This is a genomic window from Nocardioides sambongensis, assembly GCF_006494815.1.
In the GTDB taxonomy this organism is placed as follows: domain Bacteria; phylum Actinomycetota; class Actinomycetes; order Propionibacteriales; family Nocardioidaceae; genus Nocardioides; species Nocardioides sambongensis.
Genome location: NZ_CP041091.1, coordinates 2051288 through 2064563, shown reverse-complemented (window position 1 = coordinate 2064563; position 13276 = coordinate 2051288). Strand labels below are relative to the sequence as shown.

General features: G+C 73.7%; 14 protein-coding genes and 1 pseudogene. 8 read left to right on the top strand and 7 right to left on the bottom strand.

Annotated features, from left to right (window positions below):
- Nucleotides 1-129: 129 nt before the first annotated feature.
- On the top strand, nucleotides 130-1527 hold the full coding sequence (locus FIV43_RS09655) for an FAD-binding protein (protein ID WP_141013959.1): 1398 nt from the start codon (nucleotides 130-132) through the stop codon (nucleotides 1525-1527).
- Between the two features lie 59 nt (nucleotides 1528-1586).
- Here FIV43_RS09655 and FIV43_RS09650 read toward each other — a convergent pair whose 3' ends face one another.
- Nucleotides 1587-2168 (bottom strand): TetR/AcrR family transcriptional regulator, encoded by a 582-nt coding sequence (locus FIV43_RS09650; RefSeq protein ID WP_181407742.1) that lies wholly within the window; start codon nucleotides 2166-2168, stop codon nucleotides 1587-1589.
- A gap of 76 nt (nucleotides 2169-2244) precedes the next feature.
- Between FIV43_RS09650 and FIV43_RS09645 the strand changes: the two genes are divergently transcribed.
- Entirely contained in the window at nucleotides 2245-3696 is a 1452-nt protein-coding gene (locus FIV43_RS09645; RefSeq protein WP_141013957.1) for an MFS transporter, read from the top strand.
- A gap of 407 nt (nucleotides 3697-4103) precedes the next feature.
- On the opposite strand, the pseudogene FIV43_RS23515 reads toward FIV43_RS09645, so the two are convergent.
- Nucleotides 4104-4925: pseudogene (locus FIV43_RS23515) on the bottom strand (MXAN_6640 family putative metalloprotease); the annotation flags it as partial.
- 466 nt (nucleotides 4926-5391) lie between these two features.
- Between FIV43_RS23515 and FIV43_RS09640 the strand changes: the two are divergent.
- Together FIV43_RS09640 and FIV43_RS09635 are read left to right on the top strand one after the other, a co-directional pair.
- Nucleotides 5392-6651, top strand: coding sequence for a DUF445 domain-containing protein (locus tag FIV43_RS09640; protein ID WP_231123892.1), 1260 nt, complete (start codon nucleotides 5392-5394; stop codon nucleotides 6649-6651).
- Between the two features lie 33 nt (nucleotides 6652-6684).
- Nucleotides 6685-6930 carry an RNA-binding S4 domain-containing protein gene (locus FIV43_RS09635; protein WP_141013956.1) on the top strand — a complete coding sequence of 82 codons (246 nt, stop codon included), beginning with the start codon at nucleotides 6685-6687 and terminating at the stop codon, nucleotides 6928-6930.
- Between the two features lie 12 nt (nucleotides 6931-6942).
- Here the strand turns inward: FIV43_RS09635 and FIV43_RS09630 are convergent, their stop codons facing one another.
- The 3 genes from FIV43_RS09630 to hisN are packed head-to-tail and all read right to left on the bottom strand — an operon-like array spanning nucleotide 6943 to nucleotide 8705.
- On the bottom strand, nucleotides 6943-7311 hold the full coding sequence (locus FIV43_RS09630) for an FKBP-type peptidyl-prolyl cis-trans isomerase (RefSeq protein WP_181407741.1): 369 nt from the start codon (nucleotides 7309-7311) through the stop codon (nucleotides 6943-6945).
- A gap of 45 nt (nucleotides 7312-7356) precedes the next feature.
- Nucleotides 7357-7788, bottom strand: coding sequence for a CBS domain-containing protein (locus FIV43_RS09625; RefSeq protein ID WP_141013954.1), 432 nt, complete (start codon nucleotides 7786-7788; stop codon nucleotides 7357-7359).
- 14 nt (nucleotides 7789-7802) lie between these two features.
- A complete protein-coding gene (gene hisN, locus FIV43_RS09620) occupies nucleotides 7803-8705 on the bottom strand; it encodes a histidinol-phosphatase (RefSeq protein ID WP_141013953.1) in 903 nt (300 codons plus the stop codon).
- 83 nt (nucleotides 8706-8788) lie between these two features.
- Here hisN and FIV43_RS09615 point away from each other — a divergent pair, with 83 nt between their 5' ends.
- The gene (locus FIV43_RS09615; RefSeq protein ID WP_141013952.1) at nucleotides 8789-9250 is read left to right on the top strand and encodes a DUF2231 domain-containing protein; all 462 of its coding nucleotides are present in this window, start codon (nucleotides 8789-8791) and stop codon (nucleotides 9248-9250) included.
- A 50-nt stretch (nucleotides 9251-9300) separates the two neighbouring features.
- Here FIV43_RS09615 and rsgA read toward each other — a convergent pair whose 3' ends face one another.
- Complete coding sequence (gene rsgA, locus FIV43_RS09610; RefSeq protein WP_141013951.1) at nucleotides 9301-10302, bottom strand: ribosome small subunit-dependent GTPase A; 1002 nt, start codon at nucleotides 10300-10302, stop codon at nucleotides 9301-9303.
- A 13-nt stretch (nucleotides 10303-10315) separates the two neighbouring features.
- On the bottom strand, nucleotides 10316-11680 hold the full coding sequence (gene aroA / locus FIV43_RS09605) for a 3-phosphoshikimate 1-carboxyvinyltransferase (protein ID WP_141013950.1): 1365 nt from the start codon (nucleotides 11678-11680) through the stop codon (nucleotides 10316-10318).
- A gap of 110 nt (nucleotides 11681-11790) precedes the next feature.
- On the opposite strand from aroA, the gene FIV43_RS23510 reads away from it, so the two are divergent.
- The 3 genes from FIV43_RS23510 to FIV43_RS09595 are packed head-to-tail and all read left to right on the top strand — an operon-like array spanning nucleotide 11791 to nucleotide 13261.
- A complete protein-coding gene (locus FIV43_RS23510) occupies nucleotides 11791-12063 on the top strand; it encodes an SOS response-associated peptidase family protein (RefSeq protein ID WP_331251060.1) in 273 nt (90 codons plus the stop codon).
- Entirely contained in the window at nucleotides 11988-12596 is a 609-nt protein-coding gene (locus tag FIV43_RS09600; RefSeq protein WP_331251059.1) for an SOS response-associated peptidase, read from the top strand. Before FIV43_RS23510 ends, FIV43_RS09600 begins: the two co-directional genes overlap by 76 nt.
- Nucleotides 12593-13261: an alpha/beta hydrolase family protein gene (locus FIV43_RS09595; RefSeq protein ID WP_141013949.1), complete on the top strand. Its 669-nt coding sequence runs from the start codon at nucleotides 12593-12595 to the stop codon at nucleotides 13259-13261. The genes FIV43_RS09600 and FIV43_RS09595 overlap by 4 nt, the downstream gene beginning before the upstream one ends.
- Nucleotides 13262-13276: the final 15 nt, after the last annotated feature.

Sequence of the window (13276 nt, the reverse complement as noted above, 5' to 3'; positions counted from 1 at the left end):
CAGTCTCCGCCCACGGTGGCCCGGTGGGCATCCCAACTTTCTGGGTTCTTCGGACCCCAGACGTGGGTGCGCCGACTCCCCGGCGCCGCGGGATACCGCCGGGGCCGGCACCGGCGCAGCGTTGTCGCCATGAGTACCGAGACACCCCTGCCCCCGGCGACCGCGGCGCTGCCCGCCGCCGTCGCCGCCCGCCTGCGCGCCGCCTGCCCGGTGCACCTGCCCGAGGATCCGACGTACGACGCCGCGCGGGTCGCCTGGAACCTGGCTGCCGACCAGCGTCCCGCCGCCGTCGCCGTGCCGCGCACGGTCGAGGAGGTCGCCGCGGTGGTCACCGCCGCCGCGACGAGTGGTCTGCGTGTCGCTCCGCAGAGCACCGGCCACGGCGCCGCCGCGCTCGCCGCCCAGGACCTGGACCGGGTGGTCCTGGTCCGCCTCGGCGAGCTCACCGGGGTCAGCGTCGACCCCGGACGCCGGACCGCCCGCGTGCTGGGCGGCACCCAGTGGGGCGAGGCCGTGGCGGCGATGGCGCCGCACGGGCTCACCGCCCTGCACGGCAGCGCGCCGGACGTCGGGGTGGTCGGCTACGTGCTCGGTGGCGGTCTGTCGTTCTACGGCCGCCAGCACGGTGTCGCGGCCAACACGGTGCGCGGCATCGAGGTGGTGCTGCCCGACGGCACCCTGGTCCGGGCCGATGCGGAGCGCAACACCGAGCTGTACTGGGCGCTGCGCGGCGGCGGCGGCAGCTTCGGTGTCGTGGTCGCCGTCGAGCTGGGCCTGCTGTCCCAGCCCGACGTCGTCGCCGGGATGCTGCTGTGGGACCGGGAGCTTGCGGAGAAAGTGGTCCGTCGCTGGGTCGAGTGGAGTCGCACCGCGCCGGAGTCGGTGACCACGTCGCTGCGGGTGATGAGCTTTCCGCCGCTGCCCGAGCTGCCGCCGTTCCTGGCCGGACGGGACCTGGTCGTGATCGACGGAGCGGTGCTGGCCGACGACGCGACGGCGGACTCCGTCCTGGCGCCGCTGCGCGAGCTCGAGCCCGAGATGGACACGTTCGCACGGGTCCCGGCGCCGGTGGTGCTGGGGATCCACATGGACCCGCCCGGGCCCACCCCGGCGGTCGGCGACCATGCCTGCCTCGGTGCACTGGACGACGCCGCGGTCGCGGCGTTCCTGGCCCAGGTCGGACCGGGGACGAGCACCGGCCTGCTCTTCACCGAGCTGCGGCACCTCGGTGGCGCGCTGGGACGGCCGGCCACCGGTGGCGGGGTGGTCTCCAGGCTGCCGGGGGAGTATGCCCTGCACACGGTCGCGGTGGCACCGACCCCGGAGGCGGCGCTGGCCGGGCGTGCGGCGGGCTTCGCCGTACTGCGTGCCCTGGAACCGTGGGCGGTGGACGGGCTGGTGCCCACCTTCGCCGACGGCGTCACCGAGGCGAACCGCTTGCACGGGTCGGGGGACCTGGAGCGGTTGCGGCGCCTGCGCGACCGGATCGATCCGGATCGGGTGATGGTCGCCGCTCATCGTCTGTGACGCTCGGGGGCGCTGATCACGGCCCCGGCGGGCCGTGATCAGCGCGCCGCGGCACGCCTCTACGGCGTCAGCAGGCGCTGCAGGCCGTCGCCGTAGAGGACGGTCACCAGGTCCGGGTCGGCCTCGGTGACGAGCGGGTCCTGCTGGACGAAGAGCATGGTGAGGAATCCGCCGAGCTGCGCGACGGCGAGGGCGACCCGCAGCTCGGCGTCGTCGCCCTCGAGCCGGGGGGCGATCGCGTCGACGAACCGGACCCGTGTGTGCCGATTGAGCTCGGCACGCACCTGCCGGCGGTAGGAGGCCTGGACCAGGCTCGCGTGCCGCTTCCCGATCGCCGAGTTGCGCTGGTCGAGGAAGTAGGCGACGAGGCGGCGCCCGAGCGTCTCGACCGGGCCCTCGATCACCTCGCCGACGCCGAGCGAGGGATCGATGCTGCGCAGGTAGAGCGCCTCCTTGCTGCCGAAGTGCCGGATCACCATCGCCGGGTCGACCCCGGCCTCGGCGGCGATCATCCGCACCGAGACCTCTTCGTAGGTCCGGCTGCCGAACAGGTGCCGCCCGGCCTCCTCGATCGCCGTTCGGGTGGCCCGGCCGGCCGGCCGCAGGTGGCTCTCGTCCAGCGGGACGGTGGGGTGGCTCACAGCCGCCACCGTACGGCACCCGCACACCGGGACCGCGTCGTTGACACCGAGGCGTCAACGACGTTGACTTCCGCGGGTGACCACCGCTCCCCGCCCCGATGTCTCCCGGGCGGCCGAGCCGCCGCCGGAAGAGTTCGCGCGTGCGTGGCTGACCGTGGTGGTGCTCTGCCTCGGTGGCCTGACCGCCGCGGTCACCCAGACCCTGGTGATCCCGATCCAGGGCGAGCTCCCGCTGCTGCTGCACACCAGCGCACCCAACGCCTCCTGGGTGGTCACCGCCTCGCTGGTCGGCGGAGCGGTCGCGATGCCGATCGCCGGCCGGCTGGCCGACCTGCTCGGCAAGCAGCGGGTGCTGATCGGCACCCTCGTCGTCCTCGCCGCGGGCTCGGTGGTGTGCGCCCTCTCCGACGCCCTGCTCCCGATGCTCGCCGGCCGGGTGCTGCAGGGCTGCGCGATGGGCTTCATCCCGGTCGGGATCGCGCTGCTGCGGGAGGTCACCCCACCGCACCTGACCACCACCGCCATCGCCGCGATGAGCGCCACCCTCGGCGTGGGCGGCGCGATCGCGCTACCCGGTGCGGCCTGGGTGGTGCAGGACTTCGACTGGCACGTGCTCTTCTGGGCGACCGCCGCCCTCGCCGTGGCGATGGTGATCGCGGTGCTGGTCGTCGTGCCGCACGTCGAGGACGCGCACGGTGGGCGGGTCGACCTGGTCGGCGCGGTCGGCCTCGCCGTCGGACTCGTCGCGTTCCTGGTCGGCGTCTCCAAGGGCAACGACTGGGGCTGGGCCTCGGTCGGCACGCTGGCCACCATCAGCGGCGGGGTTCTGCTGCTCGCACTCTGGGCGGTCTTCGAGCTCCGGGTCGACGATCCGCTGTGCGACCTGCGGGTCTCCGTGCGGCGACCGGTGCTGCTGACCAACCTCTCGGCGATCGCGTTCGGCTTCGGGATGATGGCGCAGGCCATCGTGGTGCCCCAGCTGCTCTCGCTGTCCACCGCCACCGGCTACGGCCTGGGTCAGACCTTCCTCCAGGCCGGCCTGTGGATGGCCCCCGCCGGACTGACCATGATGGCGTTCGCCCCGGTGGCCAGCCGGCTGATCCGCGCCCTCGGCGCCCGGATCACCCTGATGATCGGCGGGGCGGTGATCGGGGGCGGTTACCTGGTGGCCGTCGGCTACAGCGCGGAGCCCTGGCAGCTGATGGTCGTCTCCTGCATCTCCAGCGCCGGGGTGGGCATCGGGTACGCCGCCATGCCCACCTTGATCCTGGAGTCCGTGCCGATCACCGAGTCCGGGTCGGCGGTCGGGATCAACGGCCTGATGCGGTCGGTGGGCACCAGCATCTCCGCCGCCGTGATGGCCGCGATCCTCACCGCTGCCACGGTCGACCTCGGCGGCTTCCCGGTGCCCGCCGAGTCGCAGTTCCGGATCTGCTTCCTGGTGGGTGCGGTGGCGGCCTTCACCGGAGTCGCGCTGGCCGCGCTCGTTCCGCGTCGTGTGTCCCGGCCCCAGCCGGCTGCGCACTGACCGGCGCGCCGCACGGACCGGCGCCCCGCCCTAGCCCCGCGCTGGGCTCGCATCCTGACCGCGAACCGGGCCCGGTCGTCCAGCGGCTTGCCGTTGCAGGCCCAGGTGGTGACCTGGAAGCAGTCGTAGCGGGCCGAGGCGTTCACTGCGGTGATCACCACCGAGGAGACCGTGCGCGCATCGAAGGGCACGACCAGGCGCGCGGTCCGGTCGGTGACCACGCGGCGGCTGCGGGTCCCGTCGTCGCGGTTCACGGTGATCGCGACCGCGGCCCTGCGGGGGAGGGTGAGGTCCAGGCGCAGGCGCCGGGCGCGGGCGCCGCGCGGCACCCCGTCCGTCCGCGGGCGCACCGCCAGGTGCCGAGCGGCGAGGTGGTCGACGGTGAGGTGTCGTCGCTGCTCCGCTCCGGCCCGCTCCAGCACCACGTGCCGGGCGATCGCCGCGGACGGCCAGTGCCGTCCCTCGGGATAGCTGCGTCCGGGGTCGAGGTTGGCCACCGCGTAGGCGGTGAGCACGTCGCGCAGCGAGCCCGGTCCGGCGGCACGGGTCAGCACCGAGCGGAGGGCGCCGATCGAGGTCTGACCGGGGGCACCCGCGGTGGCGTCGGCCCTGGCCCAGACGCGACGGACGACGTCGCGCCCGTAGCGCTGGCCGAGGAACTCCCAGAACGGCCAGTTCCCGTACTGCGCGTAGCCGGAGTTGGAGAACGTGTCCAGGGAGACGGCGGGCCGGCGCACGCTGCCGTAGCGCAGGTAGCGCCGGCTGTCGTTGGCGGCGTCCGCGAAGGTCTCCTCGACCCAGACGGCCGTGCTCTCCAGGAGCCACGGGTCCTCGCGGAAGTCGTAGCCGAACTGGATGGCGTGGAAGAACTCGTGGGCCGCGGTGACCTGCAGCGAGCGGCGCGGCGGGGCGTCGTACTGCCGGCGGGCGAAGTCGTTGTCGAGGACGCAGTAGCCCGAGGCGGAGCGGCGCTCGCCGCGGACCAGGCGCTCGGGGGTGCAGTAGCCGAACAGACCGCGGTCGCCGACGTCGGCGAGATAGACGTCGAACCTGTCGTCGCCGCCGCGCCGGCCGTCGCTCGGCGGCGCCCGGAAGCCCAGGGTGTCGACCTCGTGGCGCCAGACCCGGTTCATCACGCGCAGGGTGCGGCGCAGCCACCCGGTGCTGGGCGGCGCGTCGGCCCCGTGGCGCGGTGCGTGCACGCACACCTCGGGGCCGCAGCGCCGCATCGAGGAGCGCCGGTAGCCGTCGCCCGCGGGATCCTGGGCGCCGGCCGTCGGTCGGGCCAGGAGGGTGCGCGCCCGGACCCGGTCGAAGAGGCCGAGGTGCGGCTGGTCCATGAACAGGTCGCGCAGCTCGAGCGTGTAGTCGCGGTCGAGGCGCAACGTGGGTCGTGCCGTCGACCCGCCCGCAGCGGCGGAGCCGTCGGCCCCGGGCGTCCGGTCCGCGCCGTGCGCCGGGGGACCGAGCGTCAGAGCGACCGTCGCAGCGCACAGGCAGGCGAGGACGCGCGCCAGCCAGCAGGGCATGCGAGTCTCCAGGGTCCGGGGAAGATGACCGTGACCGAGTACAGCAGCCCGCGGGGCCCGGTGGTGGGACCGCAACGCCGACAGGTCGGGCCTTTCGTCCTGGTCGGGTCCGCCGACCACCCGCGCGTGGGGCGCCGCGTCGCGACACGTCGGGCAGGATGGCGGAGTGAGCGGACCCCTGCTGGAGACCGACGTGACGGCCGACGCCGAACGGAGGCGCGCGCTGCGCCGGATGCGCACGGTGGCGGTAGGGCTCCTGCTCTTCGCCGCCGCGGTCTACGTGCTGACCCTCGACGGCGAGGGGTTCTGGGGCTTCGTCAACGCCGGGGCGGAGGCCTCGATGGTGGGCGCGATCGCCGACTGGTTCGCGGTCACCGCCCTCTTCAAGCACCCGCTGGGCCTCCCGATCCCGCACACGGCGCTGGTGCCGAAGCGGAAGAACGAGCTCGGCAAGAGCCTGGAGCAGTTCGTCGGGGAGAACTTCTTGCGCGAGGAGATCATTCGGGAGCGGGTGCTCGGCGTCGGGATCGCCGGACGTGTGGGCGACTGGCTCGCGGAGCCGGCCAACGCCGAGCGGGTGGTCGAGGAGGCGGCCGAGCTGATCGGGATCGGGTTGGGCAAGGTCCGCGACGAGCACATCGAGGCGCTGGTGACCGAGGCGCTGGTGCCGCGGTTCCGCGAGGAGCCGATCGCGCCGCTGCTCGGCGGTCTGCTGGGCGAGGCGCTCGCCGACGACCTCCACCACGGCGTGGTCGACCTCGCGCTCGACGAGATGCTGGCCTGGCTGGTGGCCAACCCCGACACCGTGCACGAGGTGCTCGGGGAGCGCGCCCCGTGGTGGGCGCCGGAGCGGCTGAACGAGGTGGTGATCACCCGGCTCCACCTGGAGATGGTCCGCTGGGTCGGGGAGATCCGCACCAACCCGGACCACCGGGCGCGCCGGGCCCTGGACTCGCTGCTGGCGAACCTCGCGCGCGACCTGCAGCAGGACCCCGAGACCCAGGAGCGGGCCGAGCGGCTCAAGGAGCGGGTGCTGGACCACCCGGCGGTGATCGCGACCGCCATCTCCCTCTGGGACGCGCTCCGGCGCGCCCTGCGCGGGTCGCTGGCCGACCCCGACGGAGCGGTACGACGCCGGGCGCTCGTCGAGGTCCGGGCCGGTGCCGATCGGCTGCGTGCCGACGCCGCCCTGCGCGAGCGGCTGGACCGGGCGGCCGCGGACTTCGCCGTCTTCGCCGTCGACCGCTACGGCGCCGAGCTGACCGCGGTGATCACCCACACCATCGAGCAGTGGGACGGCAAGGAGGCGGCGCGACGCATCGAGCTGCACGTGGGCCGGGACCTGCAGTTCATCCGGATCAACGGCACCATCGTCGGTGGCCTGGTCGGCGTGCTGATCCACACGGTCGCGCTGGCCGTGGGCTGACGCCGCCCCGCGGCCACGCCCTAGGCTGGGCGGATGGCAGCCCCCTTCGACGTAGGCATCCGCGACGAGTCGATCCGGCTGGGGCAGTTCCTCAAGCTCGCCAACCTGGTGGAGTCCGGCGCCGAGGCCAAGCCGCTGATCGCCGACGGGCTGGTCCGGGTGAACGGCGAGGTGGAGACCCGGCGCGGTCGGCAGCTGCGGGCGGGAGACGTGGTGGAGCTGGCCGGGCAGGCCGCCCGGGTCGCCGAGGGCGACGTACCGGACGACCTGCCCTGGTGAGGGCTGTCGGCCTCAGCCGACGGCGAGCAGGTCGACGACGAAGATCAACGTCTCGCCGCCCTTGATCACACCGCCGGCGCCGCGGTCGCCGTAGCCGAGGTGGGGCGGGATGATCAGCTGGCGACGACCTCCGACCTTCATCCCCTGCACGCCGGTGTCCCACCCGGAGATGACCTGGCCGACGCCGAGCTGGAACTGCAGCGGCGCTCCGCGGTTGTAGGAGGCGTCGAACTCCTCACCGGTGCTGTGCGCGACGCCGACGTAGTGGACGCTGACCCGCTGGCCCGCCTTGGCCTCCTCGCCGTCGCCGATGGTGACGTCGGTGATGACCAGATCGGTGGGCGGGGTGGGGTCGACGAAGTCGATCTCTGGCTTCTCCATGCCGGTCAGCCTACGACCCGTGGGCGGTCGGCACGGGCGGGCCCGTCAGGTCCGGTGCACGTAGCTGTCGAGCTGGTCACGCTCGAACTGCAGCTGGTCGATCTTGTGCTTGACCAGGTCGCCGATGCTGACGATGCCGACCAACTCGTCGTCGGTGACCACCGGGATGTGGCGGAAGCGTCCCTCGGTCATCACCTGCATCACGGCGTCCAGCTCGTCGGCGGGGGAGCAGGTCTGCACGACCGGCGTCATGATCGCGCCCACGTGGTTGTTGATCACGGTGCCGTCGTGGTGCAGGTGGCGGACGACGTCGCGCTCACTCACGATGCCGTCCATCGCGGTGCCGTCGCCGCTGACCACGAGCGCGCCGATGTTGTGCTCGGCGAGGGTGGCGATCAGCTCACGCACCCCGGCCTCGGGGCGGATGGTCACCACGTGGCGGATGGCCTTGGCCTTGAGGACGTCAGCGATGTGCATGTGATGCAGGTTACTCAGTCGGGAGGCTCGCGGTCGAGCATCCGCTGCCGACGGGCGCGCAGGTCGGAGACCGAGCCGGGCAGCGTCCGCGGGTCGTCGGGGTCCGCGGGGGCGTCCGGGTCGTCGAGCACGCTGCCGAGGAAGGAGAGCGCCGCGTCGTGCAGGTGCCCGTTGGAGGCGATCGCGTTGCCGCCCCACGGGCCGTCGGCGCCGTCGAGCGAGGTGAACCGTCCCCCCGCCTCGCGGACGATGATGTCCAGGGCCGCCATGTCGTAGACCTCGAGCTCGGGCTCGGCGGCCAGGTCGACCGCGCCCTCGGCGAGCAGCATGTAGGACCAGAAGTCGCCGTAGGCGCGGGTGCGCCAGCAGCTGCGCATCAGGGCCAGGAAGTCGTCGCCGAGCCCGCGGTCCTCCCACCCCGACAGCGAGGAGTAGGAGAGCGAGGCGTCCTCGAGTCGTCGGATGTCGGAGACCTGGCAGCGGGTGGCCTTCATCAGCGACTTCCCGGTGTGCGCCCCGCCGCCCTTGACCGCCCACCAGCGCCGCTGCAGCTGCGGCGCGGAGACCACGCCGAGCACGACCTCCTCCTCGACGGCCAGGGCGATCAGTGTCGCCCAGACGGGGACGCCCCGGACGAAGTTCTTGGTGCCGTCGATCGGGTCCACGATCCACCGGCGCTGGGAGTGACCGGTGGTGCCCTGCTCCTCGCCGGTCACCGCGTCCCGGCTCCGCGCCCGCGACAAGGTACGACGGATCGACTCCTCGACGCTCTTGTCGGCGTCGGTGACCGGGGTGAGGTCGGGCTTGCTCATCACGTGCAGGTCCAGCGCCCGGAACCTCGACTGGGTCAACGAGTCCGCGTCGTCGGCGAGCAGGTGCGCGAGCCGTAGATCGTCGGTGTAGTCGGGATCAGCCACACGGCTCACCCTAGTGGCCGATCGCGCCCCGGGGGTGGAGGCCTCTCATGGACTTCTCATCCGGGTGATGCAATCTTCAACCCATGGAGATCAACGGCCTCCCGCTGCATCCGCTCGCCGTGCACGGCGCCGTGGTGCTCGCCCCGCTCGCCGCGCTGCTCGCCCTGGCCTACCTGGTGCCGCGCTGGCGCGACCGGCTGCGGTGGCCGATGGTGGTCGGCGCGCTGCTCGCGGTGGCGTCCGTGCTGCTCGCCTACTTCTCCGGGGACAGCTTCCGCGAGGCCAACGACTTCTTCAACGCCGCCGACTCGCCGGTCACCGCCAAGATCGACGACCACGAGCAGCTCGGCGGCCTGCTGCTCTGGGTCACCCTCGGATTCGGCGTGAGCGCGCTGCTCAACGGCGTGCTGCACCCCCGGGTCGCCTGGGCCCGGTGGCTGCTCGGCCTGCTGCTGCTGGTCGACGCGGTGGCGGTGCTGGTGCTCGTCGTGATGACCGGCGACTCCGGCGCCCGTGCCGTGTGGGGCGAGGGCTTCTCCGGCTGATCCCGGCCCGGCCGGGTGGTCGGTCGGATGCGCGGCCGGGGCCGGCGTGATCAGTAGTCGGTCACCGAGCGGGCGGCCAGCAGCCGACGGAACGAGGACACCCGGTCCGGGTCCGCCTCGCCCTCGGCGAGCGCGGTGTCCAGCCCGCACTCGGGCTCGTCCTCGGCGTGGGTGCAGCCGCGCGGGCACTCCTCGGTCATCTCGTCCAGGTCGGGGAACGCCTCGATCAGGTGCTCGGGCTGCACGTGCGCGAGACCGAAGGACCGGATCCCCGGCGTGTCGATGATCCAGCCGTCGCCGCCCGGCAGCGCCAGCATCATCGCCGAGGTCGAGGTGTGCCGGCCGCGGCCGGTGACCGCGTTGACGTGGCCGGTCTCCCGCGCCGCGTCGGGCACCAGCGCGTTGACCAGCGTCGACTTGCCCACCCCGCTGTGGCCGATCAGCACGCTGGCCTGCCCGCGCAGCCGGTCCCGCAGCTCCTCGACGCCGACGACCGCTCCGTCGTCGTCACGGTGCGTGACCACCCACGGCACGCCGAGCGACCGGTAGGTGGAGAGCAGCTCGTCGGGCGGGGTCAGGTCGGCCTTGGTCAGGCAGAGCAGCGGCTTCAGCCCGGCGTCGTACGCAGCGACCAGGGCGCGGTCGATCAGGCGTGGTCGCGGCTCTGGGTCGGCGAGTGCGGTCACCACCACCAGCTGGGTCGCGTTGGCCACGATCACCCGCTCCACCGGGTCGTCGTCGTCGGCGGTCCGGCGCAGCAGCCCGGTGCGCTCGCGCACCTCCACGATCCGGGCCAGGGCGCCCTCGGCGCCGGAGACGTCGCCGACCACCCGCACCCGGTCGCCGACCACGACCCCCTTGCGGCCCAGCGGCCGGGCCTTCATGGCCGTCACCACCGTGTCGCCGACCAGCAGGGTGAACCGGCCGCGGTCCACGGTCACCACGAGGCCGTCGACCGCATCGTCGTGGCTCGGTCGGTCCTTGGTCCGGGGGCGGGTGCGCCGGCGGGGTCGCTCGTAGTGCTCGACGTCGTGCTCGGTGTAGCGCCCCATCCCGGTTGCCGTCTCAGTCCCGGCGCCCGGTGTGGTCCCCGAACAGCCCGCCCCAGAAGCCGGCGAAGTCGGTGAAGGTCTTCGACGTGGTGGCGATGTTCTCCACCCGCACCTCGGGCACCGCGGCACCGACGATCACGCCGGCATGGGCCATCCGGTGGTCGGCGTAGGTGCCGAAGACCCCGCCGTGCAGCGTGGCGGGACGGATCCGGAGGCCGTCGGGGAGCTCCTCGACCGCCGCGCCCAGTGCGTTCAGCTCGTGTGCGAGGGCGGCGAGACGGTCGGTCTCGTGCGCGCGGATGTGGCCGATCCCGGTGAGCAGCGACGGGGTCGAGGCGAGCGCGCAGAGCGCGGCGATCGCCGGTGTCAGCTCGCCCACGTCGTGCAGGTCCACCTCGAGCCCGCGCAGGTCGCGGTGGCCGCCGTCGGGACCGATCACCCGCAGGCCCGCGGGGACCCGCTCCACCGTGCAGCCCATCCGGGACAGCAGATCGCGCAGCGCGTCGCCGGCCTGGGTGGTCTGCTCGGGCCAGTCCTCGACGATCACCGAGCCGCCGGAGACGGCGGCCAGCGCGAGGAACGGAGCGGCGTTGGAGAGGTCGGGCTCGACGGACTCGTCCCGGGCCGCGATCGGCCCGGGGGCGACCGTCCACCTGGTGCTGCCGTCGCCTTCGACGACCACCCCGCGCTCGCGCAGCATCGCCACGGTCATCTCGATGTGGGGGAGGGAGGGGATCGGGTCGCCGTCGTGACGGACCTCGACCCCGTCGGTGAACCGTGCGCCGGCCAGCAGCAGCGCCGAGACGAACTGCGATGAGGCCGAGGCGTCGACCACCACGGCGCCGCCCGCGACCGCGCCCGTGCCGTGCACCACGAACGGCAGCGCGCCGGGGTGCCCGGCTCCGGCGTCGTCGAGGTCGACGCCCAGCCCGCGCAGCGCGGTGAGGACCTCGCCGATCGGCCGGTTGCGCATGTGCGGGTCACCGTCGAAGGCCACGTCCCCGGCGACCAGTCCGGCCAGCGGCGGCACGAAGCGCATCACCGTGCCGGCCAGGCCGCAGTCCACGGCCGCCGGACCGCCGGCGTCGCCGGTGACGCCGGCGCCGACCGACAGCGGGGTGACCCGCCAGTCCTCGCCGGCGGTGTCGACCTCCGCGCCGAGCGTGCGCAGCGCGGCGGCCATCAGCTCGGTGTCGCGGGAGCGCAGCGCCCGTCGCACCACCGAGGGGCCGTCGGCCAGCGCGGCCAGGACCAGCGCCCGGTTGGTGATCGACTTGCTGCCCGGCAGGCGCACCCGGGCCTCGACCGGCGCGGTGGCGGTGGGGGCGGCCCACAGGTCGGACCCGGTCGGGCTGGCGGCGGAGGTCGTGGCGCTCATCTCCCGGTGGAGTCTAGGAGACCGCCGCCGCTGCGCCCTACTGCTCGCGTCCGCGGCACGCGAGCGGTGATACGCCGTGGGTGAGGGCGCCCGGCACTACATTGATCGGCATGTGCGGCCGTTACGCCAGCAGCAGGAGCCCCGAGGACCTCGCCGAGGAGTTCGAGGTGGTCGACCCGCGGCTCGAACGGGCACTTCCCCCGGACTACAACGTCGCGCCGACCAAGGAGGTCTACGCGGTGATGGACCGGGTGCCCCGGGCCGACGGCGAGGGCGCGGGGGAGAGGGCGAGCCGTCGTCCGACCCGGTGCGCCAGCTCCGTGTGCTGCGCTGGGGCCTGGTGCCGTCCTGGGCCAAGGACCCCGGCATCGGCAGCCGGATGATCAACGCCCGGATGGAGACGGTCGCGGAGAAGCCCTCGTTCCGCCGTGCCTTCGCCGCCCGGCGCTGCCTGCTGCCCGCGGACGGCTACTTCGAGTGGTACCCGACCGAGCAGAAGGGGAAGTCGGGCAAGCCGCTCAAGCAGCCCTTCTACATCCATCCCGCGGACGGGGGCGTGATGGCGATGGCCGGCCTCTACGAGGTCTGGAAGGACCCGACCCGCGACGAGGACGACCCCGAGCGGTTCCGCTGGACCTGCACCGTGCTGACCACCGACGCCCCCGACGACCTGGGCCGGATCCACGACCGGATGCCGCTGCTGGTCGCGCCGGAGCGACGCGGGGCCTGGCTCTCCCCGGACACACCCAAGGACGACCTGCCGGGCCTGCTGGAGCTCCTGGAGCCGGCTCAGCAGACCGGGCTGGTGGCGCACCCGGTCTCCACCGCGGTCGGCAACGTCCGCAACAACGGCCCCGAGCTCCTCGAGCCGCTGCCGCTGGAGGAGACCCTGCCGGTCGAGGAGACCCTGCTGTGACCGAGGAGCGCGTGGTCCCCACCGATCGCGGCGACGCGCGGTTGGAGATCCACCGGGCGCGGACCGCGATGCTGACCCTGGTGCTCGGCCACGGAGCGGGCCGGGGCATCGACGCCCCCGACCTGCAGGCCCTGGCGCGGGGGCTGCCGCGCCACGGAGTCAGCGTGGTGCTGCTCGAGCAGCCGTGGGTCGGCCAGGGCCGCAAGGTGGCGCCGCCGCCGGCGGTCCTCGACGAGGTGTTGCACGCGGTGGTCGACAGCCTGCGTCCGCGCAACCCGCTGATGCTCGGCGGCCGCTCGGCCGGCGCCCGGTCGGCGCTCCGCTCGGCCCGCGCGCTCGGGGCGACGGCGACGCTGGCGCTCTCCTTCCCGCTGCACCCGCCCGGCAAGCCGGACCGATCCCGGCTGCCCGAGCTGGCAGGTGTCGGTCTGCCCACCCTGGTCATCCAGGGCGAGCGCGACCCGATGGGCCGGCCCGAGGAGTATCCCGACCCGCTGCCCGAGGGGGTCGACCTGGCCGTCGTACCGGGTGGCGACCACGGGCTCAAGGTGCCCAAGCGTGGCCCGCTCACCCAGGACGAGGCGTGGGAGCTGGTGGTGGAGAGCGCACTGGAGTGGATCGTGCGTGACGTGGCGGGCAGCGCCGGGAATGCGCGTCCCCGATGAGATGTTGTGCCTGGC